We start from the raw sequence: 26,412 nt of genomic DNA on the forward strand, positions 1-26,412 counted from the left end.
TGGTGCGGGGAATTCCTCAGCCGACCTCGGCGAGCAGCCGGTCGCCGGTCCGGTCCGCCAGGAGTCCGTCGACGATGTCCTGGGCCCGGCTGGCGAGGACGCTCAGCAGCGAATCGGCGATTCCGTGGGTGGCCTCGTTGACCCCCTGGAGGAAGCAGGAAGCGCCGTCGCAGTCCGGCACCCGGAGTCGGTAGCCGCGGTCGACGACCGTTTTCTGCAGCCCCAGGGAATCCGACAGGCCCTGGATGAGCCGCGGCATCGCGCTGTTGAATCCGGTGCCCAGCAGCACCGCGTCGCAGCGCAGCTCGCTCGGCAGTCCGGTACGCCGGTCCTTGAGCGACAGCACGATCTCGTCGTCGTCCGTCCGGGAACCGGTGATGTCGGTCATCGTGGTGAGGAAAAGCCGCTCCCCGCCGTTCAGACGTTCCAGGTACCGCTGCCGGTAGAGGGTTTCGAGCATGCCGGGGGCGAGACCGCCGTAATTGCTCAGGTGCATTTCCTGGAGGAGCTGGCGCCGCGCCTCTTCGGGGGCGGCGTGGAAGTCGTTGACGAACGACGAGTAGAAGATCTCGTTGGTGAACCTCGACGACTCGTAGTTCTTCAGCCCGATCGAACGCATCACCATCGTGACGCGCGCCTCGGGGAAGCCCTGGTGCGCCGCCCACGTCAGTTCGGCGGCGCTCTGCGCCCCGCCGACGACGACGATGTGGCGGGTGCCGGCGGCGTCCAGCTTGGCGATCTTCTCGCTGAACTCGGCGCTGTGGATGAGCCGGTCGGCCGGCAGGTTGTGCAGCTCGGCCGGGATGCGCGGGTCCCGGCCCGCGCCGATCGACACGCTGCGGGAGGTCAGCGCGGTGCCGTCGGCGAAGCTGGTGCGCCAGCCGTCGACCCGGCCGGCGCCGTTGCGGGTCGGGGCGATCTGCACGGCGCGCCGGCCGTACTCCACCCGTACGTCGGACAGCGAGTCGGCGACCCACCGGAGGTAGTTCGATATCTCCTGGCGGTAGGGGGTGAAGGTCCCCAGGTTGATGAATTCGTCGAGCCTGCCGACCGCGTGCAGGTAATTGACGAAGGAGAACTTGCTGCGCGGGTTGCGAAGCGTCACCAGGTCCTTGAGGAAGGACACCTGACTCTGTGTCCAGGGCAGCAGCATGCCGCGCTGCCAGGCCACATCGGCGTGTTCCTCGACCAGCAGCGTGTTCTTCGCGATATCGCTTCCGGTGCGTTCTTCCATGGCCACGGCAAGGGCCAGGTTCGCCGGTCCTGCGCCTACGGCCAGGACTTCTACGTCATGCTCCGTCAAGACATTCTCCCATCACGGGCAATTGGGCGGGCCTGCACGGACTCACGGAACGGGATACTAGCGCGATGAATGAGAAATCGAGAGGGCCGGGAAAGCCCGCGCCATGTTCATGTTCCATTTTCCGGCAGGCCGGAACAGGGCACGAAAAAATACCGCCGAGAATGGCGGAGGAAGAAGGCTGATAATGCCCGCGGCAGGCGGCGGCCGCTAAGGACGGCGGCGCGGCAGGGATTCGCGGGACAGTGGTTCCGGGGCACCGCGCTTCGCGGAAACCGGGTGTCAGGTCAGGCGGAACACAGTGTGCGGGCCGCCAGCCGGCCGGCGGCCAGGGCGGTCTTCGCGGCCCCTCCCCCGCCTCCGGCGAAGGTGTACAGCGCGCTGTCCGGCCGGCAGCCGCGCAGCGCCAGGCCCCCGCGCCCGCCGACGGGGTAGCAGTCGAGCGAGGCCACCGTGCGCGCTCCCGGGCCGGGCCAGGCCGTCAGCCCGAGCCGCAGGCCCGCGCACTCGGCGACCCGTCTGGCCAGCGCCGGGTCGCGGGCCACCTCGTCCGGCCCCACGCCCCAGCGGGTGGTGGGCAGCCCCAGCAGCATCTGGCCGGTGCCGACCGGCCGCCCGTACAGACCGGAGGTCTCGTCGACGAAGGCACCGAGGCCCCGCGGCACCGTCCGGCCCAGGGTGTACTGGATCTGGCGGGTGCTCAGCCCCTGGTCGGGCAGCCCCCACCGGTCGAGGAGGTGCGGCGTCCACGGCCCGGTGGCGAGCACCACCGCGTCGTAGCGGCGTTCGACGCCGAGGCCGAGGCGCAGGGCCGGGCCGGGCAGGACGCCCAGCACGGGTTCACAGCGCAGGGTGCCGCCCAGGTCGGCGACGGCTCTCAGCAGGCTGTCGCGCAGCCGCCCCGGCGACACGTGTCCGGCGTGCCGTTCGCGCACGCACCAGGTGCCTTCGGGCAGGCCGCGGAAGGGGGCGAGACCGGCCGCCGGCCGCAGTTCGGCCGAGCCGGGCAGCAGCGCGTCCACGGTCCGCAGCGTGCCGCGGGCCCGGTCCACGTCCGCGTCGGGCGGCAGCAGGTAGGTCGAGGTGCCCTCCTGGTAGCCCGCCCAGTCCCGCAGCCGCGGGTCGCCGCGCAGCTCGGCCAGGCTCTCGGCGGCGAGGCGCCCGGCGTCCGGGTCGGTGTCGAACCCGCGGACCAGCCCGCCGGAGGCGCCGGTCGCGTCCCGCCACCGGCCCGCTCCCGCCACGAACACCGTCACCGACGCGCCGCGCTGCGCCAGGCGCCAGCCGAGGGCCGCCCCGGCCAGTCCGCCGCCGACGATCGCGGCCCTCATGCCGGCCGCTCCGTCCGGTCGTACTGCACCAGTTCGACGAGCAGGCCGGCGGGCCGCTTGGCGTAGACGAACGCGACCCGCATCCCCGGTCGCGCACCGGCCTTCGGCTCCGTGTCGACCGGTACGAAGCCCGCCGTCCGCAGCCGGCCCAGCTCGGCCTGTACGTCGTCGACCTCGAAGGCCACGTGGTACAGCCCCGGCCCGTGGCGGTCCAGGTGGCCCTGGACCGCGGCGGTGGAGCACAGCGGCGCGACCAGCTCCACCGCGGCCCCGCCCGCGTCCGCGCCCGGCGACCAGAAGTCACAACTGACGCCGTACGCCTCGGCCGTACCCGTGTCCGACCGGACGAGCCCGAGGTCGGACAGCAGCTGTCCCGCCGCCGCCGGATCGCCCGTCGCCACTCCCACATGATCGAACCGAATGATCATTTCAGGTCCTGGAAGTCGAGCTGACGGGTGCGGCTGTTCAGCTCGACGGCGAGCCGCTGCCATTCGTCGGCGCACTCCTTGGCGAGGCCGGCCACGGTCGGCAGGAGGTGCTGCGGCAGGTCGCCGAGTTCGAGTTCGGCCTCGTTCGCGGTGACCAGGCAGCGGCGGAGCCAGATCAGCATGGAGCGGCCCCGCTCGGAGAAGCGCAGCGAGGGATCGCGCTGGAGTCGCTCCATACGGACGTAGACCGGGCCGCCGTACGCGGCCCCGGACCCGCGGGCGGTCCCCGGGGGCCGCGGCTGCTGCCCCGCTCCCCCGGGCTCGCCGACCGGCCCGGAGATCCGTGACGTCACGTCCGGGGCTCGCCGGTTGTCCAAGGGGTACGCCACGCGTGCCACGTTGCGCGGCGGCGGCGTCTTCTTGGCCTCCGCCTCGTCCGGGGAGACGTGGTCGGCGCAGGCGTCGATGCGGCACCCGGTGTCCGTGCTCCCCGACGGTTCCGCCGGCCGGCCCCGTTCGACCTGCACGCGCAGGCTGTGCGCCGTACCGACGGACACCCCGGCCTCGCGGGCGATCTCCCGTACGGTGGCGCCCGGCCGCTCCTTGATGACGGCCAGTGCCCGGCGCCGCCCCTCCTCGAAGCTCAGCGGCCGGACGCGGCCGTCCCTGCCGAGGCGCGTGTTCGGCTGCGGGTTCTCCTCACTCGAACGTCCGCGCAGGGCGCCGACGGTCTTGGCGGACAGTCCCGTGATGCGGGCGATCACCCGGTCCGACTGCTCGGGCTGGAGCTGGATGACGCGGCCGGCGGCCGCCTTGCGCTCGGCCAGGGAGAGCGGCAGACCGTGCGCGGTGTTGGCCTGGATGCCCACCACATACGCTTCCGCCTCGGTCCCGTCGAAGAACTCGACGTCGATGTACTTGCGCTGTTGCAGCAGCGCCGCCCGCAGCCGGTGGCTGCCGTCGATGACGCGCATGGTGCGCCGGTGTACGAGGATCGGGGGCAGTTCGCTGTCGGTTTCGGCGAGGCGCCTGATATGCGCCTCGTCCTGTTGGACGAAGCGGGGCGATTCTCCTGGGAGAATCGCCGATATCAAGACTCTTTCCTTCTGACCCATTTGCGCTCTCCCGCGTGGTGTTTGCGGCGAAAGGACCTTTGCTCTGCGGCTGCACAGGTACAGCTGATTGCTTCTGCCGGGATGCGGCCGCGGCCGGCCGGCGTAGGGGGGATCGGGATATGCCGGTTGCCGGTCCTCGGTGTCCTCCGGGACCGGCCTCGGAAAGGCTCTTCGCGCGTCGGCCATCCCGGGCCCCGCGCCCTCGGCCGTGAACTGCGAGGGCGCGCGGAACGGGCCGACGGTGCCGTCAGCTGGTATGGACGACCAGGGCGGACTCCGCCGCGTCCAGTGCGGCGAGGGCCTCGGTACGGGTGGGCGCGGCGACCGTCACGTAGGCGATGCGCCCCCACACCGTGCCCTTGGGCGGCGGTGAGACCACGGCGCCCGGCCGGGCCACCACCACGGCCTGGTCGACGGCCGGGGGGAGTTCGCCCCGGAAGGCGACCTCCCCGAGGGTGGTGTCCTCCTCGTCCACGTAGAAGAAGCGGACGGCGGTGACCTGCTGCCGGGTCGGCCGCAGGTCCGGAGGCAGCCCGCACGCCGCCGAGGCGGCCGCGAGGCCGGGGTCGATGCCGGTGGCCAGGTGGCCGAGGCAGGGGATGAGGTCGCCGCCGAGCCGGCCGTTGACCTCGATGAGCCGGGGGCCGTCGGCGGTGAGCATGAACTCGGTGTGCGTCCAGCCGTCGGTGAAGCCCAGCGCGGCGTGTGCCTCGGACAGCACCCGGCGCAGCTCCGGGTCGGTCAGCAGCGGGTCCGCCGCGTCGACGAAGTGGCCGATCTCCTCGGCGTACGGCGGGTATCCGACGACCTTGCGGCCGATGAAGACCGGGGTGACCTCGCCCTGGTGCACGACCGCGTCGACGCTGATCTCCTCGCCGTGCACACACTCCTCGACCAGGTACGGCTCCGGGGAGTTGTACACGACCCCCTCCGGCAGTGCGATGGAGCTGGTGAAGCCGAAGCCCGCGCGGAGCGCGGCGGGGCCGTCCACCTTGATGACGCCGAGGCTGGCGCCGAGCCCGCGCGGCTTGAGGACGACCGGGTAGCCCAGCCGTCCGGCGGCCGAGAGGGCCTGTTCGACGGTGCCGACGGGCACGGAACGCGGCTGCGGCACGCCGGCGGCGTCCAGCGCCGCCCGCGTCTGCGCCTTGTCGCGCAGCCGCCAGATGACCGCGGGGTCACCGTTCGGCAGGCCGAGGGCCTCGGCCACGTACGCGGTGGCGTGGATGCGCGTTTCGTCCCAGCAGAGCACTCCGCTTATGGCCGTGGCGGCGTGCAGCTTTTCCGCCGCGGCGGCCATGGCGAAGCCGTCGCAGGTGTTCTCCAGCACGGTCGAGCCGTCCAGGTACGGGACTTCCCAGGTCGGCTGCGACTCGTGAAAGAGGTGAATACGGAATTCCTTGCCGATCGAACGGAGCAAATATTCGCGGTAGGGCTGCATTCCCGATCCGACGAGAAGCAGCAGCGGCAATCCCGCCTCATGATCCACAGAAATTCCCACGTCTCGAACTCCCCCTCCACGCCTTTTCTGTCGCCCACTCGGTCAGCGACCGAAGATCACCTAATTTGTGACTCAGAACGCAGGGATCGAGACTACCCAGGGCATCAGGGCAATGTCGAGGGAGTGGCAGGAGTGACTGGTGTGACAGAAGTGATGCGAAGAAGCCTTTGCGCAATGCCCGCCCGGACTCCCGGAACACGTCCTTCCGGATTCCTCGCCAGACCTCATCACGCCTGGTCAGCGAGGTCGCTTCGCCCCCTGCCCACCGGTCGACGGCGCCTCGTACGACGACTCCTTCAACGTACAACTGAAGAATGTCCGCGCTCGAACAGCGCCGCCGGAAGCCGCCCCCGCCCGCCACCGGCCGAATCTCCACAGTCGGCCCTGCGGAATTTGCTCACAGAAGTGGAATGTTTAGGTCCGACCAACGCCGGATCTGCTGCATTGACGTGTACAGACCGTCACCCGAATAATTCCCCAGGCCCTGCCCGGGGCCTTCCGGCGACCTACTCCAGCGAATGGTTCACGCCACTGTCCGCCCCGGGGGCCGCAGCCGTCTTCGAACCCTTGTCTGCACAGCGGGACACCCCGCTGAAAGAGGTGGAACATGCCCAGTCTCACCAAGGCCGAGGCGACCGACCGCGCCGCCACGGTCGCCGTGGACTCCTATCACGTGGCTCTCGACCTCACCGGTCAGGAGGTGTTCCGCTCCGTCACCACCATGCGATTCCGGTCAGAACTGCCGGACGCCGAGACCTTCGTCGACCTGCGGCCGTCGGCGCTGCACTCCGTCACCCTCAACGGCACCCCGCTGGACCCCGGCCGGCTGGCCGACGGCCGGTTCCCCCTCGACGGCCTCGCCGCCGACAACGAGCTGATCGTCACCGCCGACATGCGCTACTCCCGGAGCAACGAGGGCCTGCACCGCTACACCGACCCCGCCGACGGCGAGGTCTACGTCTACGGCTTCCCCTACGTCGACCAGGCGCCGCGCATCTTCGCCTGCTTCGACCAGCCGGACCTCAAGGCGCCCTTCACCTTCGACCTCACCGTCCCCGCCCACTGGCGGGTGCTGGCGACCGGCGAGGCCACCGAAATCAGCCCCGGCCACTGGCGCGCCGGCCCCACCGTGCCGCAGGCGACCTACCTGACCACGGTGGCCGCCGGCCCGTACGCCTCGTACCACACTCAGCACCGCGGCACCCGGCTCGGCCTGCACTGCCGGGCCTCCCTCGCCGACGCCCTCAAGGACGACCTCGGCGAACTCTTCGAGGTCACCCGTCAGTGCCTGGACGAGGGACACCGGCTCTTCGGCTCCCCGTACCACCTGCCCGCGTTCGACCAGCTCTTCGCCCCCGAGTTCAGTGTCCTGTCCCTGGACCACCCCGGCCTGGTGCTGATGCGCGAGAGTTACGTCTTCAGCTCCGGCGCCACCGACAGCGAGCGCGAGACCCGGGCCGTCGTCCTCGCCCACGGCATCTCCCTGATGTGGATGGCCGGACTCGTCACCAGCGCCTGGTGGGACGACCTCTGGCTCGGGCAGACCTTCGCCGACTACCTGGCCCACCGGGTCACCAGCGAGGTCACCCGCTTCACCGGCCCGCCGACCACATTCGCCGCCCGCCGCAAGGGCCAGGCGTACGCGGCCGACCAGCGCCCGTCCACGCACCCGGTCAGCCTCCAGGCCCAGGACGTCGCCTCCGCCCTCCTCGACCTGGACCGCATCTCCTACTTCAAGGGCCACTCCGCGCTCCGCCAGCTCGCCACCGTGATCGGCGACGAGGCGCTGCGCGCGGGGCTGCGTACCTACATCGAGCGGCACGCCTACTCGACCGCCACGTACCGGGACTTCCTCGACGCCCTCGGATCAGCCCTGGGCGAGGACGGACTCGACCTCGACCGCTGGTCCGACGCCTGGCTCACCTCGGCCAACGTCAACACCCTGCGCCTGGAGCTGGCCACGCAGGACGGCACGATCACCTCGGCCACCGTCCACCAGAGCGCCCCCGACAGCCACCCGGTGCTGCGTCCGCACACCCTCGACATCGGCCTCTACACCGCCGCCGAGGGCCGAACCGCCCTGGTACGCGCCGCGATCGACGGCGACCGCACCGCGATACCGGACCTGGTCGGCCTGCCCGCACCCGAACTGGCCCTGCTCAACGACGGCGACCTCACCTACGCCAAGATCCGTCTGGACGAGCGCTCGCTCGCCGCGCTGCCCGCGCTGCTCCCGGCCCTGTCACCGATCAACCGGGCGATGGTGTGGGCCTCGCTGCTGCTGGCCGTGCAGGACGGCGCCCACCCGGCCGAGGAACACCTGTCGCTGGTGGCCGCGATGGTGGCCGTGGAGCCGGAGCTGCCCATCCTGACCGAGGTGCTGGAGCAGGCCCGCTTCGACGTCGCCGACCGCTTCCTGCTCCCCGCCCGCCGGCCGGCCGCACTCGCGCGCGTCGCCGCCGCGCTCCGCGAACGGCTCGCCCGCACCGGGCCCGAGGACCAGACCGCGCTGACCCTCTTCCGCGCGCTCGTCGACTTCACCGACGACACCGCCGAACTGCGCCGCTGGCTCGGCACCGAACCCGGGACACCGGCCCCGCTCCCCGCCGGCCTGCACCTCAGCAGCGACCTGGCCTGGCGCATCCGGCTGCGGCTCACCGTTCTCGGCGCCCTGGGTTCACATGAGCTGACGGCGGCGCACGCCGCGGACGTCGGTTCCGGGGCGGACGAGGGCGCGGCGAAGTGCCGTGCGGCGCTGCCCGACCCGGCCGCGAAGGAAGCCGCCTGGCAGCAGCTGCTCTCCTCGGAGGAAGTCTCCAACTACGAGCTGCTGGCCCTGGCCGACGGCTTCTGGCACCCCGAACAGGCCGCCCTGACCGCCCCCTACGTCGAGCGCTTCTTCACCGAACTCCCCGCCGCGGCGGCCCACTACGGCGACCTGACCCTCGACCTCCTGATCAAACACCTCTACCCCAAACACGCCGCCACCCCCGAGACCCTCACCGCAGCCCAAAACCTCCTGGCCCACCCCACCCTGCCCGCCGCCCTGCGCCGCGCCGTCAACGACCTGACGTACGACCTGTCCTGCGCACTGAAGGTCCGCAGCGGCGCGCAAAAGAACTGACCCGCCCCTCACCTGACATCGAGGAAACCCCTGCACGCCACACCGCCTCGCGCTCCCGAAGCGCGGGGCGGCACCGCTCCACTTGGGAGGCGGAACCGGTCCGGCAAGTGAAACGGGATTTCCGCACAGGTCGCCCCACCTGCCAGGGCGATAGCGCAACGGGAAGAATCTCTCCTTCAATTACCAAACCGGTATGCCGTCGCGCAGGTACGTGGTTCTGTCTCCGGCCAACGCGGCGACCGCGGCGTCAAAGCGCCTGGCCAATCGCGCTCTGACCCTGGCCCCGACTTCCGACTGCGCCACGAATGCCACATCACCCACTTCGGCGTCCCGAGGTTGCAGGGGCAGCTCTTCGGCAAGGACCCCACCGTCAAAGATGAACGACAGCTGATCATCCCAAGGACCGTGCGGTGGCACCCAATCGACGACAAGCAGGCCTGCCAACGCGACCGCGATGCCCAGCTCTTCCTTCACCTCTCGCACGGCCGCGTCTTCAGGCGCCTCATTGGCTTCCGCCATGCCCCCGGGAAGGTCCCACCCCGGCTTATAGGTCGGTTGCACAATCAGGAATTCCCCATGAGCGTTGCGGAACAGCACGTCCGCACCGACACGCTTGCGGGCCTGCTGGGCGTTCCCCTCTGCAAGGTAGGCGTTCCACGCTTCGGGATCGTCAGGTGTCGGCCTCATGGGCGAGTCCTCCCCTGTGGGGCGAAATGATGTCCGCGAGCAGCAACCGTCTGGTCCGGGCCGCTTCGTCGAACCGATTCAAGAAGGTGCGGACCGGCGGGTACTCGCGATGAGCGGCCAGCACGTCACGCAGCTCGGCAAGTTGATTGACGAAGCGCACTGATCCAAGGGTCGGACTCGTGGCCAAAAGCTCGTAGCCGCAGTGTACGACCGCGTCCAGGTCAGCTCGTCGTGCGTGCAGATCTACCAGTGTGATCCGACTGAGAGCCTTTGAGCGGGTACGCCCTTCTCCCCGAAGCCTCACCGCCTCCTCGGCGTACCCCAGGGCTTCGTTGTGGAGAGACAAGCCCGCGAAGGCGAGAGCTGATTCGCTGGTCAGCGCGGCCATGTCGAACGGGCTGATCCAGTGGTGCGAGTCGTCGGCTGCCGCCTGAAGGCTGTCCTGGGCCATGCCCAGTGCTCGCATGGCCGGCTGCCGCTGCCCCGTAGCAGCGAGGGCTCTGGCGGACATGGTGTGCAGGCGTGCTACCAAACTGGGGACCCTGGGGCATCGTTCCAGGTGCTCGAAGCCACTGCGGGCCCAATGCGCTGCTGTGTCCGGGTGGCCTGCCTGAAGGGCGAGGTGGCTGTTGCTGGCGGCGATATTGGCTACCAGCAGTACGTCTCCAGATGCTTGCGACAGGAGCATCGCCTTGGCGAAGTGCCTCTCCGCCAAGACATCCCATCCGGAGTCGTGGGCCATCCAGCCGGCCATCTCCGTCATCGCTGCCGCCGCGGCGAAGACAGACAGGTCGACACGGGCATCCAGTAACCGGCGCGAGACCCGCTCCCTCAGGTGGTTCACAACAGCCGCGTACAGGCGCCCTCCGCCCGTCTGCCGGTCTGCACTGCGGAAAGCGCCCATTACTTCCAAGTCGCCACCGCTGGGTGGTTCTGCGGCCTGGCGGGACTCGACAGCTGAGGGCTCCCACGGTCTTCGGGCCAAGCCGAGAAGGTGCCCCGGAACGTGCAGGGCGTCTGCGATCTGCTCAAAGATCGCCAGTTTCTCAACCCGACTCCTGCCGTTCATGTACTCGTACAACCGACCTTGGGTGATGTGCACGGCCGCCGCGAGTTGGCGGGTGCTGTGCCCACGGTGATTGAGCATCTTGAAGAGCCGCCCCATGTCCCGTTGGGCGCAGGCGTCCCGGAACCGTAGGTCGTCCAGTAGGCCGGCCACTGTTACACGAAGGTCTTGCGGCTGGGACATCTGCGGCACCCCCCTTGCGGCGTAGCGGCGATCATGCCATTTGTTGCCCTGCGTGACTCCGAGCCGGAGTCACCCGTTGGAGTCCTCCGGCCTGCCCTCCGGAGAGTTGACTGCTCACCACTCGGGGAATCGCTGGGTGAGGCATCGACCGCGTCAGCCTGTCGCCTCCCTCTGGCGGCCGTCCCCTCCGGCGCTTCAGGAGCCCGATAGCCATGTCCATTTCACGCCTCGAGGTCAGATGTCAACCCGTCGCCCAATAAGCCCGACCGGATCAAATCCGTCGGAGTCGGTTCCGACGGACACATGTACGTAGTGGAAGTAGCCGCACATGCCGAAAAAGAGCGTCGAGCCGTTCAAATACACCGTCTATCGGCGCGACATCGCCAAGGGGACGCGCACCGCTCAGCGCCGAGAGGTGACATTTGCCGAGTGGCGGAGCCTGGGACCCGAATGGAAGTCGTGCACGTGCGCACTGTGCTTCCCCGGAGGGCTCTCAACCGTCACCCCCGGCCGACGGCCTGACCCGCTGCCCGAGAACGAGTGATGCCGGATCGTGCGGCTGGGCCACGCCGTGCCTGCTGCCTCCTGCTGCGGACACCACGCACTACGACACGATGCCCGCCACGACCTCCGAAGCGCGGCCGTTCCGAAGCAAGGCCGGCACAGTCGCACCGACCACCTGACGAAAAGGCTCACATGACGCACTCGGAAATCCCCCATGGCCGGCAGCCCCGGACACAGGTGGGGGCTCTATTGCTGCTTACCGATCCGGAAAGCCGCCTGGTCCTGGTCCAGCCCAGGTACGAGGAGGGGCTGTTCCTCGTCGGCGGAGCCCGACGCGCGGACGAGTCCCCGCGCGCAGCGGCGCGCCGCGCAGGCCGGGAGGAAATCGGCTTCGAGACCTTTCCGGGCCGGAAGCTGCTCAGCTACTACGCACCTCCGAATCCGAAGTCCGGAGCGGAGGCCGCCGTCAACTTCGTCTACGACGGTGGTGTGCTGGACGAAGACCAGCTCGACTCGATCACCCTGGCTGTGGAAGAGGTACTGGCCTGGGATCGCGTCGGGGAGTCGCGGCTCGACCTCTTCACCACGGAACCTCATGCCGTGATCATTCGCGCCGCTCTGGAGGCACGGCAACTGAACCGCTGCTTCGACCTGGAGTTCGCTCGTTCTGTCGATGGGAGCCTGGCCGTACTGCCAGGCCCCGCAACAAGGCGCGGCGCCTTCGCCTTTCCAGCCCCCTCTCTGAGCACGAGGCCCACAGCCGGGAGGGTCATGTGAACAATCAATCCAGCTCCGAAGGAGAGAACCCCATGGGTGGACAGCACGGCGGCGGAACCGGCGACGGTCAGGGCGGCAGCCAGCAGGACGACAGCAACAAGGGAGCCGGACACGGCGGTGGCGGCACCGACGAGGGCGGCAACACGTCCGACGGCTCCGGCCCCGCGACCGGCAAGTAGGCGCACGTGACAACACGCACAGAGGAGGCGGGCCCTTCGCGGCTCGCCTCCGCGCTCGTAGAAGCGGGCGCCCTGACTGCCGACTGGCTGCCTTCGTTCGAGGCGGTCCCCCGTGAGCTGTTCGTGCCTGACCGCATCTGGCCGGGCATCGCGGACGGCACCCGACAGAACGCGCTGGTGGACCGCGCCAAGGACCCGAACGCGTGGTTCCAGGCGGTGTACTCCGACATCCCTCTCACGACGCAGTGGGACGACGGCCGGCAAGCCGGTGACGAACCGGGGGTCACGCCCTCCAGCTCGAATTCCATGCCGCGCATGGTCTTCTCCATGCTCGCCGACCTGGACGTTCGAGAAGGGCAACGCGTCCTTGAAATCGGCACGGGCACAGGCTGGAACGCAGGTCTGCTCGCCCACCGACTCGGCGGCACACAGGTGGTCAGCACCGAGTACGACGCAGGCGTAGCCAAGGACGCCGACGAAAACCTACGGCGCGCCGGTCTGTCCCCTGTGGTCATCGTGGGCGACGGCCGCCTGGGCTACCCCGGCGGCGCCCCGTACGACCGGGTCATCGCTACCTGCTCCATCAGGAAAATGCCCAGGACCTGGGCTCGGCAGACCCGCCCCGGCGGGGTCGTCGTCGCCCCGTGGGCAACCGAGTACGGCGGCGAACACATCGTGCGCCTGGTAGTCGGTGACGCCGGAACAGCGAGCGGCCCTTTCACCCGCTCCAGCGCCTTCATGCGCCTGCGGCAGCAGCGCACGGAACGCCCGCCCTTCGCCGCCTACCTCAAAGGCCAGGAGTGGCCCGCGGACGGCACGAAGAGCACAACCACGCTTTCCCCCGCTGATATCGGTGGGTGGCTGCAACAGTTCGTGATCGGGCTGCAAGTGCCCGGGGCGTTCTGGCGGGCCGAGCGGTACGCCAACGGCTCCTACACGCTGTGGACCTACAGCACCGATACACGATCGTGGGCATCGGCGGACTACGTACCGAACGCCGATACGTACGAAGTCGTCCAGTCCGGCCCGCGCAGACTGTGGGACGAGACGGAAGCCGCCCACCGCTGGTGGGAAGAGAACGGCCAACCCGACTTCGACCGCTTTGGACTCAACGCGGACGAGTACGGCGAGTGGGCATGGCTGGACTCCCCGGACTGCCCGGTGCCTCTTCGCAACTCCGACAGGGGCGCGTGAGCATTCCACCACTGGTAGCGGGTAGCGAAAAAGCCCCCTGTTCTGGAGTTTTGCCAGATCAGGGGGCCTTGTACCAGCTGATGGGCGGACGAGCCGGCCTGTACGCCGGGTTCTGTCGCCGGCGGGCCTTGCGGCCCGTCGGGAGACGGCCATCCATCTAGGGCTGTCGTTGCCGGCAGCCTCGTGCGGTCTACCCGCGGACTCGGGCGGGCAGCCCTCGGTCGTCCGCGCAGGGCCGTCAGCCGACGGCCCCTCTTGACCTTGCTCCGGGTGGGGTTTACCTAGCCCTCCGAGTCACCTCGGAGGCTGGTGGTCTCTTACACCACCGTTTCACCCTTACCGGCGCCTTGCGGCACCGGCGGTCTGTTTTCTGTGGCACTGTCCCGCGGGTCACCCCGGGTGGGCGTTACCCACCACCCTGCCCTGTGGAGCCCGGACGTTCCTCGGGAGGATGCGGTGCATCCCCACGCGGCCGTCCGGCCGGCTCGTCCGCCGTGCGGACCATGGTACCTGCCTGCCCGCTGAGGCTTGACCTTGCCGTAGCGGCAACGTTTCTACTGGCCGTATGAGGATCGGAGAGCCCGCGGCGCCGGCCGGTGTCACCACGCGGACCGTACGGCGCCATCACCACCTCGCCGGTTGGTGTTGGCGCGGGAGGGGGCAAAGACGGGGTGACGGGGAGGGCGCAGTGGCGGGGAGGACGGTGGGCGGGATGTGGAGGCGGACACGGATGCGGAGGGGCAGGGTGGGAGCGGGAGAAGCGGGGGCCGGAGGGGGAGCGGGTGTCGGAGGGGGAGATGCGGGCGGGGGCAAGGGGCGGCGGCTGCTGGCCTATGAAGGGCGGTGGATGGCCAGTCTGGGCCTGTGGGTGACCCGGCGGCAGGACGGCGTCGGGGCCGGGCAGCGGGCTCTCGGGTACGCGCGGGCGCAGGCGCCGATGATGTACGGCTTCGCGTTCGTGTGCGTGGTGGAGTCGGTCGGCGTCGGGTTCCTGCTCGCGAAGGTGCCGGTCGCGCACTGGATCATGCTGGTGCTGGACGTCTACACGGTGCTGATGGTGCTCGGCTTCCAGGCCGCCGCCGTGACCCGCCCGCACGTCGTGGGGCCCGACGGACTGCGCGTACGCGGCGGCGCCCAGATGGACGTGTGGATACCGCTGGAGCGGATCACGTCCGTCCGTTACGACCTGCGTTTCCCGAAGACGGAGGCGGCCGGGCGGCAGTCCCAGGAGCGGGACGGCGTGCTGGAACTGGCGGTGGGGGCCCAGACCTGCGTCACCGTCGAGCTGGCCGAGCCGGTCACCGCCGTGAAGCTGCTGGGGCAGCGGGTGGCGGCCCGTACCGTCCGGTTCCACGCGGACGAGGGCCGGGCCGCGGTCGCCGCCATCAGGGAGGCGATCGCCCGCCGCGAAGAGGGGGCGGGCGAGGAGGGCAGGGGCGCGGTCATGCCGGTGTGAAGCGGACGGGGGCGCGGCCGGGGTCCGCTTCGATGAGGCGGACCCGCAGGCTCCGGCCCAGCGGCAGCTCCGGGACCTGCTCGCCCCCGTCGACGCGGCCGATCACCGCCGGGTCGTCCAGGTGCACCGTGCCCCGGTCCGGGCGCTTGTCCTGGACGTCGACCACGTATCCGTCGAAGATCTCGCCGAGCCGGTCCTGCATCAGGGCGGCCTCGACGAGGTCGACGCACTCCCGCTCGACCTGGGCGGCCCGGCGTCCGCCCTCCGCCATCTCGCCGGGCAGCGCGGGCAGGGCCGTACGGACCCAGTCCGGCGGTTCCCGGCCCGCCGCAGCGGCCAGGCACAGTTCGGCGCCGTAGCGGTCGGCGAGGCGCCGCAGCGGTGCGGTGACGTGGGCGTACGGCGCGGCGACGGCGGCGTGCCGGGCGTGCTCGGGGGCGGGCGGGTCGCCGTCGAAGACGGTGTAGCCCGCGCCGCGGAGCAGGGCCGTGCAGTCCTGGAGGAACGCGGCGTGCGCGGTGCGGGAGGGGGCGAGGGTGCGGATGAGGGCGGCGTACGAGGTGTGGGGCGGCCAGTCGACGCCGAGGGCGCGGGCGGTACGGCGCAGGCGGGCGACCGCGCCGTCCGGGGCGGCGGGCAGGGTGCGCAGGACGCCGGTGCCGGAGGCGAGCATCAGCTCGGCCGCGGCCATGCCGGTGAGCAGGGAGATCTGGGCGTTCCAGGCGTCGGCGGGGCGGGGCGCGCGGTAGGCGAGGGCGTAGCCGTCCGGGTGCTCGATGATCTCCTGCTCGGGGACGTTGAGGGAGATCCCGCCGCGCGCCACCTCCAGGTCTTCGCGGAGGCGGCCGATCGTGCGGAGGAGGGACAGCGGCTCCTCGGCGGCGCCGGAGTCGATGGCGCGCTGTACGCCTTCGTAGTCGAGCCGGGCCCGTGAGCGGACGAGGGCGCGGCGGACGTCCGTCGAGCGCAGGGCGCCGTCCGCGTCGAGGTCGAGGCGCCACAGGACGGCGGGGCGGTCCTCGTCGGGGAGCAGGCTGGCGGCGCCTTCGCCGAGGACGGGCGGGTGCAGCGGGACGTGTTCGCCGGGGAAGTAGAGGGTGGTCACGCGGCGGTGCGTCTCGGCGTCCAGGGCGCCGCCGGGGGTGACGAAGGAGGCCACGTCGGCGATGGCGTAGTCGACGCGGTAACCGCCGCCGGGGCGCCGGGACAGGAACATGGCCTGGTCGAGGTCCATCGAGCCGGGCGGGTCGACGGTGAACAGCGGGATGTCGGTGGCGTCGGTGGCGGCCGTGTCGACGGGCGGGTGCGGCCAGCGGGCGGCGCTGTCCGCCTCCGCCTGCGCGGACAGCGGGAAGGTCTGCGGGATGTCCAGCCGCGCCCGCAGCTCGCGCAGCGCGGCCCGCACGGGGGCCTCGGCTGCGGCGGTCACGCGGAGGTGGCGGCGGGGCATGTTTTTGAGCGTAGGGGGCTCGGGGGGCCGGGGCACGTCAGGGTGGGGGCGGCAGGCGCGGGCGCCGGGCGGGGCCGGTGGGCAGGGCGCCCCTTCCGTGAACCGTAAAGTGGCGGGGCCAGTGCACCGGAGGTTTGAGGAGAAGCGCGTGCTCGTGTTGTTGCCGCCGTCCGAAGGGAAGGCCGCGTCCGGGGGCGGGGAGCCGTTGGACCTGGGGGCGCTGTCGCTGCCCGGGCTGGGCCCGGCGCGGGCGGCGGTGCTCGACGAGCTGGTCGGGCTGTGCGCGGCGGACGAGACGAAGGCGCAGGAGGTCCTGGGGCTGAGTGACGGCCTCAAGGGCGAGGTCGCCAAGAACGCCGGGCTGCGCGAGGCCGGGACCCGGCCGGCCGGGGAGATCTACACGGGCGTGCTGTACGACGCGCTGGGGCTCGCCACGCTGGACGCGAGGGCGCGACGGCTGGCCGGGGCGTCCCTGCTGGTGTTCTCGGGGCTGTGGGGCGCGGTGCGGGTAGGTGACCGTATCCCGTCGTACCGCTGCTCGATGGGGGTGAAGCTGCCGGGGCTGGGCGCGCTGGGCGCGTACTGGCGTACGCCGATGGCGCAGGTGCTGCCCGAGGCCGCGGGGGACGGGCTGGTGCTGGACCTGCGGTCGGCGGCGTACGCGACGGCGTGGAAGCCGAAGGGCGAGGTCGCGGGCCGTACGGCGACGGTGCGGGTGCTCCAGTCGAAGATCGTGGACGGCGTGGAGAAGCGGTCGGTGGTCAGCCACTTCAACAAGGCGACGAAGGGGCGGATGGTGCGCGACCTGCTGACGGCGGGGCGGACGCCGGACGGTCCCGCGGAGCTGGTCGAGGCGCTGGGCGATCTCGGGTACGTGGTGGAGGCCGAGGCGCCCGCGAAGGCGGGCAAGGCGTGGGCGATCGATGTGGTGGTGAAGGAGCTGTAGGGGGTTCGCGGAGGCCAGCCACGGCGGTCGTTGCAGCATTCGCAACGACCGTTGCGGATGCTGCTGGGGCGGCGCACTATGGGCTCGTGACTAGCGCTGCCTCCTCCCCCGCCGCCGCCCCGCCCTCCGTGCTGGGGCTCGCCCCCGTGATCCCGGTCGTGGTCCTCGACGACGCGGCCGACGCCGTCCCGCTCGCCCGCGCGCTCGTGGCGGGCGGGCTGCCCGCCATCGAGGTGACGCTGCGGACGGCCGCCGCGCCGGCGGCGATACGGGCCGTCGCCGACGCGGTACCGGAAGCGGTGGTCGGCGCGGGCACGGTCCTGACCCCCGGGGACGTGGACACCGCGGTCGCGGCGGGCGCCCGCTTCCTGGTCAGCCCGGGGTGGTCGCCGCGGCTGCTGGCCGCGATGCGGGCCTGCGGCCTGCCGTTCCTGCCGGGCGTCTCGACGGCGTCGGAGGTGGTGACGCTGCTCGACGAGGGCGTGACCGAGATGAAGTTCTTCCCGGCCGAGGCCGCGGGCGGCACGGCCTATCTGAAGTCCCTCGCCTCGCCGCTCCCCCGGGCCCGGTTCTGCCCGACCGGCGGCATCGGCGCGGCCTCGGCCCCCGACTACCTGGCGCTGCCGAACGTGGGCTGCGTGGGCGGTACGTGGATGCTGCCGGCGGACGCGCTGCGCGCCAAGGACTGGGGCCGGGTGGAGCGGCTGGCCCGCGAGGCCGCGTCGTTGCGCTGAGGCGTCGCGTCGTTGCCCTGAGGCGGGCGCGGGCGGACTCGTGCGCAGCGCAGGCCGGGCGGGTACGGGTCGACGCACCCGCCCCGCCCGGCCGCTTCCCCCCGGGGCGCCCCGGCCGCTTCCCCCCCCGGGACGGCGCCCCCTCCCCCTTGGCCCTCCCCGGTCGGTTACACCCCGCCCTCGCGCCGCGGGGTGACGATCGCGAAGGACGGGTCCGGCACCGTCAGGTAGCCGAAGACGGTGTCCGCCGCCGTCAGGTCGTCGACGACGACGGCGCCCTTCTTGACCGCCGCGTCGAAGTTGTTGCGGAACAGCGGGCCTTCGAGGACGAGCGAGTCGAGGACCGCCCTGGTCAGGGTGATGGTGGCCTGCGGCTTGCCCGCGTACAGGTCCTTGCCCGCCACGTACACCAGGACGCCGTTGCGCAGGGTGCTGGTGCACTCCTGCCCGGTGTCCGTGAAGTGCCACTGGAGCACGATCGCGGACCGCTGCTCACGCGCCGCCGTCGGCCCGTCCACGCTGCGCGCCATCGCCGAGAAGATCTGTTCCAGGGTCATGCTGCGCACCAGGTCCGGCGCGCCCGCGCTGGTGGGCCGCTGCGGACCGCTGCGCAGTTCGTCGGCGCCGGTCAGGAAGAAGTTGCGCCACGGCCCGTTCTCGGCGCCGTAGCCGAGCTGGACGAACGTCCTGGCCTGGAGGGCCTTGGCGTCCCGGACGGCCTGCTCGGAGACGGTGGCGGGGTCGGCGAAGATGACGTGGTTGAGCAGTTCGACGACCCAGCGGTACGCCTCCGGGTCGCCGGCGTGGCCGTCGTACGCCTCCTGCGCCTTCTGTACGACGGCCTCGGCGCCGCCCATCGCCGCCACGTACCGCGTACCGGCGTCGGTCGGCGGCAGATTCCACAGGTGGGCCGGATTTCCGTCGAACCAGCCCATGTAACGCTGGTATACGGCCTTGAAGTTGTGGCTGAGCGAGCCGTAGTAGCCCTGGTTGTACCAGTGGTCGGCGAGGCCGGCCGGCAGGTGCTGGAGTTCCTCGGCGATCTCGATTCCGGTGTATCCCCGGTTGATGAGCCGCAGCGACTGGTCGTTGAGGTACGCGTACATGTCCCGCTGGTTGCTCAGGAATTCGAGGATGCTTTCCTTGCCCCAGCGCGGCCAGTGGTGCGAGGCGAATTCCACTTCGGTGTGCTCGCCGAAGGTCTGGATCGCGTCGGTGAGGTATTTCGACCAGGCGTGTGCGTCCCGTACCTGGGCGCCGCGCAGGCTGAGGATGTTGTGCAGGTTGTGGGTGGCGTTCTCCGCCATGCACAGAGTCCGCAGCTCGGGGAGGTAGATGTTCATCTCCGCGGGCGCCTCGGTGCCGGGCGTGAGCTGGAAGAGCAGCCGTACGCCGTCGACGACGCGGCGGTGCAGCCCCGCCCGCCACGGGATGACGTCGGCGGGCGACCAGTCGTCGCTGGTGACGGCCTGGGCGCCGCCGATGGAGTCGGTCGGCGGCAGGAGGGTGACCTCGCCGGTGGAGATGGTCAGGCCCAGGCCCGAACCGGTCTGCCCGTACGGCGACTTCTCCAGGTTCGCCGCGCACATGTACTCGGCTCGGCGCCCCATCGCCGGGCCGGCGTAGACGTTCTCGCTGACGGCGTGCTCCAGGAACCCTTCGGGCGCGATGACCGGCAGGCCCTCGGGCACCGCGTCGTCGTGCTCGGCGAACAGGCCGCGGGCGCCGCCGAAGTGGTCGACGTGGCTGTGGGTGTAGATCAGCCCGGTGACCGGGTTCCGGTTGCCGGTGGTGTCGCGGTACAGCGCGAGGGCGGCCTGCGCGGTCTCGTAGCAGGCCAGCGGGTCGATGACGATGATCCCGGTGTCGCCCTCGATGATCGTCATGTTGGACAGGTCGTAGCCGCGCACCTGGTAGACGGCCCGGTTCGCACCGGAGACGACGAGGAACAGCCCGGCCGTCGCGGTGAGCGCGCCCTGGCGCCACAGGCTGGGGTTGACCTCCGGCGGCGCCTGCTCGCTGCCTTCGGTGAGGAAGTCGTAGGCCGCGAAGTTCCAGACCGGCTTGCCGCTGTCCGTACGGGAGTAGACGGCCGGGACGCCGGGCGGCGCGAGCAGCTGCCGGTTCGCGTCCTCGAAGTCCTGCGCACCGTCCGCCGCGGACCTCTCCGCGGCCTTCCGGTTGGCCTCGGCCACGGACGGGGAGATCTCGACGGGCTCGGTGTACTCGCTGGGCATACCAACCTCCGTACAGACATGCCGAATTCACGCATGAAGCGAGGGAAATAGGCGCGGACCGCGCCGTGGTGTGCCAGTGACGCTATGAAACCGGAGTGCGGGGTACAAGGCACCGATCAAGCCAGCGCCACGGACCGGCCAAATCCCCGGGAAAAGCGCGTGGATCACGCCAGAGAAAAGGGACCGAAAAGCGGCCCGGGACCGACCGGAAAAGGACCGGGGGCGGTCCGGAAAAGCCCGGCCGGTGGGCGCGGGAAACCGCCCGCCGGCCCCTGCGGGGGTGCCGGAACCCGCCCGCGTGCCCCGCGGGACACGGGTCCCGGCCCGCCCGCCTCAGCGCGGATGCGCCGCCCCTTCAGCGCAGATGCGCCGTCTCGTTCAGCAGCCGCACCGACGCGTTCCCGTCGGCGTAGTACGCGACCGCCGACAGCGACGCGGCGGAGAGTTCCATCCGGAACAGCGCCTCCGGCGGGGCGCCGAGCGCCAGCCGCACCAGCGTCTTGACCGGCGTGACGTGCGTGACCAGCAGCACCGTCCGCCCCGCGTACCGGGCCAGCAGCTTGTCGCGGGAGAGGGCGACGCGGCGGGCGACGGAGGCGAAGGACTCGCCGCCGGTGGGTGCCGCCTTGGCGGAGCCGAGCCAGGCGTCGAGGTCCTCGGGGTGGCGCTCCTGGACCTCGGCGAAGCTCAGGCCCTCCCAGGCGCCGAAGTCGGTCTCGCGCAGCCCCTCGTCGATGCGTACGTCCAGGCCGAGGCGGGCCGCGACGGTCTCGGCGGTCTGCCGGCAGCGCTTGAGGGGCGAGCTGACGACGGCCTGGGCGGTGCCGCGCGCGGCGAGCGCGGCGGCGACCGCTTCGGCCTGCCGGTGCCCGGCCTCGGACAGCTCCGGGTCGAAGCCGCCGCTGCCGGAGAACCGCTTCTGCGGGGTCAGCGCGGTCTCGCCGTGCCGCAGCAGGACGAGCGTGGTGGGCGCGCCGAGGTCGGCGGACGCCCAGCCCACCGGGGGTGCCTTCGGCTCGGCGGCTTCCACGGCCTCCGCCGCCGCGTCGGCCGCCCGGGCCGCCGCACTGCGCACCGCGCCGCCCGCGTCCAGTTCGGCGCGCGAGTCCCGCGGCTCCCACGGCCGGCCCGCCTGGCCCGCGTCCATCGCCTCGTTGGCGAGCCGGTCGGCGTGCTTGTTCCGCTCGCGCGGAATCCACTCGTACGTCACCTGCTCGGGCGGGAAGACGCTCCGCGCCTCGGCCGCCAGCGGCCGCATGTCCGGGTGCTTGATCTTCCAGCGCCCGGACATCTGCTCGACGACCAGCTTGGAGTCCATCCGCACCCGCACCTCGGCGTCCGGGTCCAGGGCGTGCGCGGCGCGCAGGCCGGCCAGCAGGCCCCGGTACTCGGCGACGTTGTTGGTGGCGGTGCCGATGTACTCGGCGGCCTCGGCGAGCGGCTGCCCGGTCTCCGGGTCGATGACGACCGCGCCGTAGCCCGCGGGCCCCGGGTTGCCCCGGGACCCGCCGTCGGCCTCGACGATGAACGTACGGGGCATGGCCTACAGGCCCGAGTCGGGCGTGCGCACCAGGATGCGGCTGCAGTTCTCGCAGCGCACGACCTTGTCGGCGGGCGCGCTGCGCACGTCGTTCAGCTCGGTGATGTCCAGCTCCAGACGGCAGCCCTCGCAGCGGCGCTGGTAGAGGCGGGCCGCGCCGAGGCCGCCCTGCTTCTCGCGCAGCCGGTCGTAGAGCTTCAGGAGGTCGGCGGGGATGTCGGCGACGGTCAGCTCGCGCTCCTTGCGGACCGTGTCGGCCTCGCCGTCGATCTCGGCGTACGCGGCGTCCCGGCGGGTGACCGCGTCGTTGACCTTGGCCTGTACGGAGTCCACCCGCTCGGTCAGCTCGGCGACGCGCTCCTGGGCGGACTCGCGGCGCTCCATGACCTCCAGGACGACGTCCTCCAGGTCGCCCTGGCGCTTGGCGAGGGAGGCGATCTCCTTCTGGAGGTTCTCCAGGTCCTTGGGCGAGGTGATGGCACCGGAGTCCAGGCGCTGCTGGTCGCGGGCGGCGCGCTGGCGCACCTGGTCCACGTCCTGCTCCGCCTTGGTCTGCTCGCGGGTGGTGTCGCTCTCCTCGGTCTGCGCGGCCACGAGCAGGTCGCGCTGCTGGGTGAGGTCGCCTTCCAGGGTCTGGATCTCGGCCAGCTCGGGGAGGGTCTTGCGCTTGTGCGCGAGCTGGCTGAGCCTCACGTCCAGGGCCTGGACGTCGAGGAGGCGGATCTGGTCGGCGGGCGCGGCGTTCAGCGTGGGGCTCCTGATGTATTCGTCGGGGTCGTGCGGGCGTCGGACGCCGCGTGGGCGGTCCAGGGGTCGGTGACCGTGCGCGAGACGTGGGTGCGCAGGCTCCAGCCGTGCCGGTCGGAAATCTCGTCGAGCTGGGCCGCGGCCTGCTCGCACCAGGGCCACTCGGTGGCCCAGTGGGCGGCGTCCAGCAGCGCCAGCGGGCTCTTCTGGGTCGCCTCGGAGGCGGGGTGGTGGCGCAGGTCGGCGGTGAGGAACGCGTCCACGCCCGCCGCCCGTACGTCGTCGAAGAGGCTGTCGCCGGAGCCGCCGGAGACGGCGACCGTACGGATCGTGCGGTCCGGGTCGCCGGCGATCCGGACGCCCTGCGCGGTGGCGGGGAGCCGGGCGGCGGCGTACGGGCCGAACTCGGCGAGCGTCATCGGGTGCGGCAGCTCGCAGATCCGGCCCAGGCCGCGGCGGCCGTGGGCGTCGGTGGCGTCCGGGACCAGCGGCCGCAGGACGCGCAGGTCCAGGGCGCCGGCCAGGGCGTCGGAGACGCCGGGGTCGGCGGTGTCGGCGTTGGTGTGCGCGACGTGCAGGGCGATGTCGTTCTTGATCAGCGTGTGCACGACGCGGCCCTTGAAGGTGCCGGCCGCGACCGTGGTCGTACCGCGCAGGTAGAGCGGGTGGTGCGTGACGAGCAGGTCGGCGCCGAGCCGGACCGCCTCGTCCACGATCTCCTGCACCGGGTCCACGGCGAACAGGACCCGGCGCACCTCGGCGTCCGGATCACCGCAGACCGTGCCGACGGCGTCCCACGATTCGGCCCGCTCGGGGGGCCAGAGGGCGTCGAGCGCGGCGAGGACTTCAGACAGTACGGGCACGGGTGGAAGGTTACCTCCCAGCCGTGCCCGTATGACGGGCCGCTGCGGGCGGCGGCCCGTACGGCGGGCGGCGGCGGGCCCCGTCGGCCCGCCGGCCCCTGCCATGGAGCACAACCGCCCCCTCCACTTCAAGGCGAACCGGACATCCACCACCCTTTTGCGTGAAGTACCGCAACCTTCACTGATCGTTTGGAGAGCGAAAACTAGCTTCGAGCGCACTGACTGGAGGTGAGCACTCGATGACGGCCTGTGTCACCGAGGAAACCGCGACGCCGGACACCCGGCAGCACCCCGCGGCGCTGACGATCGCCGCCGACGGCTCCTACGCCGCCCGGCTCGCGCGGCACGAGAGCACCGGGAGCCGGTTCCCCGAGCGCTGGACGCTGGCGGGGCCGGAGCCGTACGCGGTCCCCCTGCCCGGCCACCAGCCCGAGGAGGCGGACACCGGGCTGCTGCCCCTGACGGACGGCCGGGTCCTGATCCGGCGCCGGGTCGCGGACCGCCACACGTTCGGCCTGCTGTACCCGACCGGCCCCGGCACCGGCGAACTGCCGCTCGGCGCCGTCGCGGCGGCGGAGCTGACGCTGCTGCCCGCCGCGCCCTGCGGCACCCTCGCGTACGCCCTCGCGCCCGGCGAGCGGTCCACCGTGCTGTGGCTGGTGCACGACGGACGGCGCTCCCCCGCCCCGGGCCGCGCGCGCTCCGTCCCCGCCTGCGCCGCCGAGATCGAGGGCCGCTGCACGGGCGGCGTCTGGCTGGACCGTACGGGACAGCTGCTGGCCGTCGACCAGGAGCTGGACGGCCGCACCAAGACGGTGGTCGTCGACCTGGAGCGCGGCGGCGAGGTCAGCCCGCTGCTCCAGATCACCGAGGAGAGCAACGACCGGCTGCTGATGGCCGATCCGGACAGCGGCCTGCTGGTGCTGCGGTCGGACGCGGCCGGGCACGACCGGCTGGGGTGGGGGGTCATGGGCAGCGCGCTGCCGGTGCGCTTCCCGGAGTGCCTGCGACTGCCGGACGCCGCGCTCCAGCCGTTCGCCGTGCAGCCGGGGCAGGTGCTGGCGCCGGAGAACAGCGCGGTGGCGTTCCGCGTCGACGCGGCGGGCGGCACATGGCTGGGCGTCTGGCGGCCGGCCGAACGCCGGCTGCGGCAGCTTCCGCCGCCGCGCGGGTGGCTGGCGGGCGCCGGGCTGTGGACACCGGACGGTGAACTGCGGCTGCCGTTCGAGACTCCGGCGGTGCCGTGCGGCCTGGCCCGGCTGCCGGGCCAGGCGGTGGGGCTGCGCTCGGGCCCGTCCCGGAGCCCGGCCCCCGGCCCGTCCGCGCCGGGCCCCGAGTCCCGTACGGGCACCCCCGGCACGGCCCTCTCCGTGCCCGCAGCCCCCGTGCCCGCCGTCCCCCCACGCGCCGCCCCTCTATCAGACATTCCGCCCCGGGGCACCGCATCCCCCGACTTCCCTCCGGTACCTCCCCGATGGGTACGAGTCGCCTCAACTCCCCCGCTCCTGGACGCCCGTACGCAGCCGCCACCGCCCCCCGCCTGCACACCATCCTCACAAGCGGAGTCCGTAACCCAGGAACCGTTCGGCGGGCCCGCGCATCCCTCTCCGTGCAGACCGGTGCCGCTGCAACAGGCGCCGCTGGCGGCCCGGGAGGCCCGGTAGAGCAAGATCTTCTGCTTCGTTAGTATCGGGCGGGGGCTGCGCGGCCGGTTGACCGGCCACCGACGGCATTGCCGCGGCACATCCCGGCTCCGCCGGGTGAGGTCCCGACGCGTACAGCTGTAAGCGATCTGACGGAGTGACTCCTCACATGTCCGAAGCCCGAACCGATACGACCCAGGCGCGCCCGCAGGACGCCGCCCAGGCCGCCGCGGCGGCAGGCGCCGGCAGACACCGTGGCCCGGCCGCCTCGGAGGACGCCGACGCGTCCCCGAACGGCAGGCACCGCCGGAGCAAGCAGACGCAGGACGCCTGAGCCTCCGGGGCCCGCCCCCGGACCGCGCGCCGCACGACGGCCGTGGCCCCCGCACCACCCCTCAGGGGTGCGGGGGCCACGGCCGTTGTCGTGTGCGCCGCGCGGCCGTTCAGCGCCGCTTGAGCCCGAGCACCTCCGCCGCCGCGAACGTCTCGTCCGGCGGGCGCTCCGCGTAGTACGGCGTCAGCAGACCGTCCAGTTCCGCGTACGTGAAGGTGTCCTTCGCCGTGTCGAACTGCGCCGCCACCCTGGGCCGTTCGACCACCGCGACCATGCCGCCGTGCACCACGAGCAGCTGCCCGTTGACCCGCGCGGCGGCGGGCGAGGCCAGGTAGCCGACCAGCGGCGCGACATGCTCGGGGGCCAGCGCGTCGAGGGCGCCCTCCCCCGGCACCTCGAACCCGGCGAAGACGTCCTCGGTCATCCTGGTGCGGGCGCGCGGGCAGATGGCGTTGACGGTGGCCCCGTACTTGGCCAGCGCGAGCGCCGAGGACGTGGTGAGGCCGACGATGCCGCCCTTGGCCGCCGCGTAGTTGGGCTGGCCCGCCGAGCCCGCGAGGAACGCCTCGGAGGAGGTGTTGACGATCCGCCCGTACACGGCGGCGCCGGCGGCCTTGGAGCGCTCGCGCCAGTGGGCGGCGGCGAAATGCGTGGTGTTGAAGTGTCCCTTGAGGTGGACGCGGATCACCGAGTCCCACTCGTCCTCCGTCATGGAGAACACCATCCGGTCGCGCAGGATGCCCGCGTTGTTGACCAGGACGTCCAGCTTCCCCCAGCGCTCGACGGCCTGTTGGACCAGGTCACGGGCCGTCTCGTGGTCGGCGACGTCGCCGACGTGCGCGACGGCCTCGCCGCCCGCCGCGCGGATCTCGGCGGCGGCCTCCTCGGCCGGGCCCGCCGACGCCGCGCCGGAGCCGTCCCGGCCGGGCTGCCCGTAGTCGTTGACGACGACGGCCGCGCCGAGCCGGGCGAGTTCCAGCGCCTCCGCGCGGCCCAGGCCACGGCCCGCGCCGGTGACGATCGCGGTCAGTCCGTCGAGCGGCCGTTCGCTTGCAGCACTCACGTTCTCGGCT

At 71.9% G+C, this 26,412-nt stretch carries 22 protein-coding genes and 1 other RNA gene; 9 read left to right on the plus strand and 14 right to left on the minus strand.

The features are described from left to right. Positions 1 to 16 precede the first annotated feature (16 nt). The 5 genes from ACFV57_RS18930 to ACFV57_RS18950 form a co-directional block, all read right to left on the minus strand. Positions 17 to 1,303 carry a SidA/IucD/PvdA family monooxygenase gene (locus tag ACFV57_RS18930; RefSeq protein ID WP_385233060.1) on the minus strand — a complete coding sequence of 429 codons (1,287 nt, stop codon included), beginning with the start codon at positions 1,301 to 1,303 and terminating at the stop codon, positions 17 to 19. Between the two features lie 284 nt (positions 1,304 to 1,587). Further along, positions 1,588 to 2,631: an FAD-dependent oxidoreductase gene (locus ACFV57_RS18935; protein WP_385233063.1), complete on the minus strand. Its 1,044-nt coding sequence runs from the start codon at positions 2,629 to 2,631 to the stop codon at positions 1,588 to 1,590. After that, positions 2,628 to 3,059 carry a VOC family protein gene (locus tag ACFV57_RS18940; protein ID WP_385233066.1) on the minus strand — a complete coding sequence of 144 codons (432 nt, stop codon included), beginning with the start codon at positions 3,057 to 3,059 and terminating at the stop codon, positions 2,628 to 2,630. The genes ACFV57_RS18935 and ACFV57_RS18940 overlap by 4 nt, the downstream gene beginning before the upstream one ends. Then, the gene (locus tag ACFV57_RS18945; RefSeq protein ID WP_385233069.1) at positions 3,056 to 4,153 is read right to left on the minus strand and encodes a ParB N-terminal domain-containing protein; all 1,098 of its coding nucleotides are present in this window, start codon (positions 4,151 to 4,153) and stop codon (positions 3,056 to 3,058) included. The genes ACFV57_RS18940 and ACFV57_RS18945 overlap by 4 nt, the downstream gene beginning before the upstream one ends. Positions 4,154 to 4,421: 268 nt before the next feature. Further along, entirely contained in the window at positions 4,422 to 5,594 is a 1,173-nt protein-coding gene (locus ACFV57_RS18950; protein ID WP_385233072.1) for an acetyl-CoA carboxylase biotin carboxylase subunit family protein, read from the minus strand. A gap of 688 nt (positions 5,595 to 6,282) precedes the next feature. Between ACFV57_RS18950 and pepN the strand changes: the two genes are divergently transcribed. Next, complete coding sequence (pepN, locus tag ACFV57_RS18955) at positions 6,283 to 8,799, plus strand: aminopeptidase N (RefSeq protein WP_385233075.1); 2,517 nt, start codon at positions 6,283 to 6,285, stop codon at positions 8,797 to 8,799. A gap of 180 nt (positions 8,800 to 8,979) precedes the next feature. Here pepN and ACFV57_RS18960 read toward each other — a convergent pair whose 3' ends face one another. Together ACFV57_RS18960 and ACFV57_RS18965 are read right to left on the minus strand one after the other, a co-directional pair. Continuing rightward, positions 8,980 to 9,486: an NUDIX domain-containing protein gene (locus tag ACFV57_RS18960; RefSeq protein WP_385233079.1), complete on the minus strand. Its 507-nt coding sequence runs from the start codon at positions 9,484 to 9,486 to the stop codon at positions 8,980 to 8,982. Beyond that, positions 9,470 to 10,735 (minus strand): helix-turn-helix domain-containing protein, encoded by a 1,266-nt coding sequence (locus ACFV57_RS18965; protein ID WP_385233083.1) that lies wholly within the window; start codon positions 10,733 to 10,735, stop codon positions 9,470 to 9,472. The genes ACFV57_RS18960 and ACFV57_RS18965 overlap by 17 nt, the downstream gene beginning before the upstream one ends. A gap of 696 nt (positions 10,736 to 11,431) precedes the next feature. On the opposite strand from ACFV57_RS18965, the gene ACFV57_RS18970 reads away from it, so the two are divergent. Genes ACFV57_RS18970 through ACFV57_RS18980 form a run of 3 tightly spaced genes read left to right on the plus strand, consistent with a single transcriptional unit; the run spans position 11,432 to position 13,389 of the window. Continuing rightward, a complete protein-coding gene (locus ACFV57_RS18970) occupies positions 11,432 to 12,016 on the plus strand; it encodes an NUDIX domain-containing protein (RefSeq protein ID WP_385233086.1) in 585 nt (194 codons plus the stop codon). Positions 12,017 to 12,048: 32 nt separating this feature from the next. Further along, positions 12,049 to 12,195: a hypothetical protein gene (locus ACFV57_RS18975; RefSeq protein WP_385233089.1), complete on the plus strand. Its 147-nt coding sequence runs from the start codon at positions 12,049 to 12,051 to the stop codon at positions 12,193 to 12,195. 6 nt (positions 12,196 to 12,201) lie between these two features. After that, on the plus strand, positions 12,202 to 13,389 hold the full coding sequence (locus tag ACFV57_RS18980) for a methyltransferase domain-containing protein (RefSeq protein ID WP_385233092.1): 1,188 nt from the start codon (positions 12,202 to 12,204) through the stop codon (positions 13,387 to 13,389). 85 nt (positions 13,390 to 13,474) lie between these two features. Here ACFV57_RS18980 and rnpB read toward each other — a convergent pair. Continuing rightward, positions 13,475 to 13,877: RNase P RNA component class A (rnpB, locus tag ACFV57_RS18985), an RNA gene on the minus strand. Positions 13,878 to 14,236: 359 nt separating this feature from the next. Between rnpB and ACFV57_RS18990 the strand changes: the two genes are divergently transcribed. After that, a complete protein-coding gene (locus ACFV57_RS18990) occupies positions 14,237 to 14,845 on the plus strand; it encodes a hypothetical protein (protein WP_385233095.1) in 609 nt (202 codons plus the stop codon). Here ACFV57_RS18990 and ACFV57_RS18995 read toward each other — a convergent pair. Beyond that, positions 14,832 to 16,295, minus strand: a complete 1,464-nt coding sequence (locus ACFV57_RS18995; protein WP_385233098.1) for an RNB domain-containing ribonuclease — start codon at positions 16,293 to 16,295, stop codon at positions 14,832 to 14,834. The genes ACFV57_RS18990 and ACFV57_RS18995 overlap by 14 nt on opposite strands. A 148-nt stretch (positions 16,296 to 16,443) precedes the next feature. Between ACFV57_RS18995 and yaaA the strand changes: the two genes are divergently transcribed. Next, the gene (yaaA, locus tag ACFV57_RS19000; RefSeq protein ID WP_385233101.1) at positions 16,444 to 17,241 is read left to right on the plus strand and encodes a peroxide stress protein YaaA; all 798 of its coding nucleotides are present in this window, start codon (positions 16,444 to 16,446) and stop codon (positions 17,239 to 17,241) included. 86 nt (positions 17,242 to 17,327) lie between these two features. Then, entirely contained in the window at positions 17,328 to 17,975 is a 648-nt protein-coding gene (gene eda, locus ACFV57_RS19005) for a bifunctional 4-hydroxy-2-oxoglutarate aldolase/2-dehydro-3-deoxy-phosphogluconate aldolase (RefSeq protein WP_385233104.1), read from the plus strand. Between the two features lie 167 nt (positions 17,976 to 18,142). On the opposite strand, the gene ACFV57_RS19010 is transcribed toward eda, so the two are convergent. The 4 genes from ACFV57_RS19010 to ACFV57_RS19025 all read right to left on the minus strand — a co-directional run bounded on the left by ACFV57_RS19010 (position 18,143) and on the right by ACFV57_RS19025 (position 23,362). After that, entirely contained in the window at positions 18,143 to 20,212 is a 2,070-nt protein-coding gene (locus ACFV57_RS19010) for an alkyl/aryl-sulfatase (RefSeq protein WP_385233107.1), read from the minus strand. Between the two features lie 355 nt (positions 20,213 to 20,567). After that, positions 20,568 to 21,752, minus strand: a complete 1,185-nt coding sequence (locus ACFV57_RS19015; RefSeq protein WP_385233110.1) for a bifunctional RNase H/acid phosphatase — start codon at positions 21,750 to 21,752, stop codon at positions 20,568 to 20,570. Between the two features lie 3 nt (positions 21,753 to 21,755). Beyond that, the gene (locus ACFV57_RS19020; protein ID WP_385233423.1) at positions 21,756 to 22,499 is read right to left on the minus strand and encodes a zinc ribbon domain-containing protein; all 744 of its coding nucleotides are present in this window, start codon (positions 22,497 to 22,499) and stop codon (positions 21,756 to 21,758) included. Then, positions 22,496 to 23,362 carry a Nif3-like dinuclear metal center hexameric protein gene (locus tag ACFV57_RS19025; protein WP_385233113.1) on the minus strand — a complete coding sequence of 289 codons (867 nt, stop codon included), beginning with the start codon at positions 23,360 to 23,362 and terminating at the stop codon, positions 22,496 to 22,498. Before ACFV57_RS19025 ends, ACFV57_RS19020 begins: the two co-directional genes overlap by 4 nt. Positions 23,363 to 23,601: 239 nt before the next feature. On the opposite strand from ACFV57_RS19025, the gene ACFV57_RS19030 reads away from it, so the two are divergent. Both ACFV57_RS19030 and ACFV57_RS19035 read left to right on the plus strand, forming a co-directional pair. Next, positions 23,602 to 25,026: a hypothetical protein gene (locus tag ACFV57_RS19030; RefSeq protein WP_385233116.1), complete on the plus strand. Its 1,425-nt coding sequence runs from the start codon at positions 23,602 to 23,604 to the stop codon at positions 25,024 to 25,026. 148 nt (positions 25,027 to 25,174) lie between these two features. Further along, entirely contained in the window at positions 25,175 to 25,339 is a 165-nt protein-coding gene (locus ACFV57_RS19035) for a hypothetical protein (protein ID WP_385233119.1), read from the plus strand. 109 nt (positions 25,340 to 25,448) lie between these two features. Here the strand turns inward: ACFV57_RS19035 and ACFV57_RS19040 are convergent, their stop codons facing one another. Beyond that, positions 25,449 to 26,402 carry a 3-oxoacyl-ACP reductase gene (locus ACFV57_RS19040; RefSeq protein ID WP_385233122.1) on the minus strand — a complete coding sequence of 318 codons (954 nt, stop codon included), beginning with the start codon at positions 26,400 to 26,402 and terminating at the stop codon, positions 25,449 to 25,451. Between the last annotated feature and the right edge of the window lie 10 nt (positions 26,403 to 26,412).

Origin of the sequence: Streptomyces sp. NPDC059788 (assembly GCF_042732265.1) — a bacterium.
GTDB lineage: Bacteria > Actinomycetota > Actinomycetes > Streptomycetales > Streptomycetaceae > Streptomyces.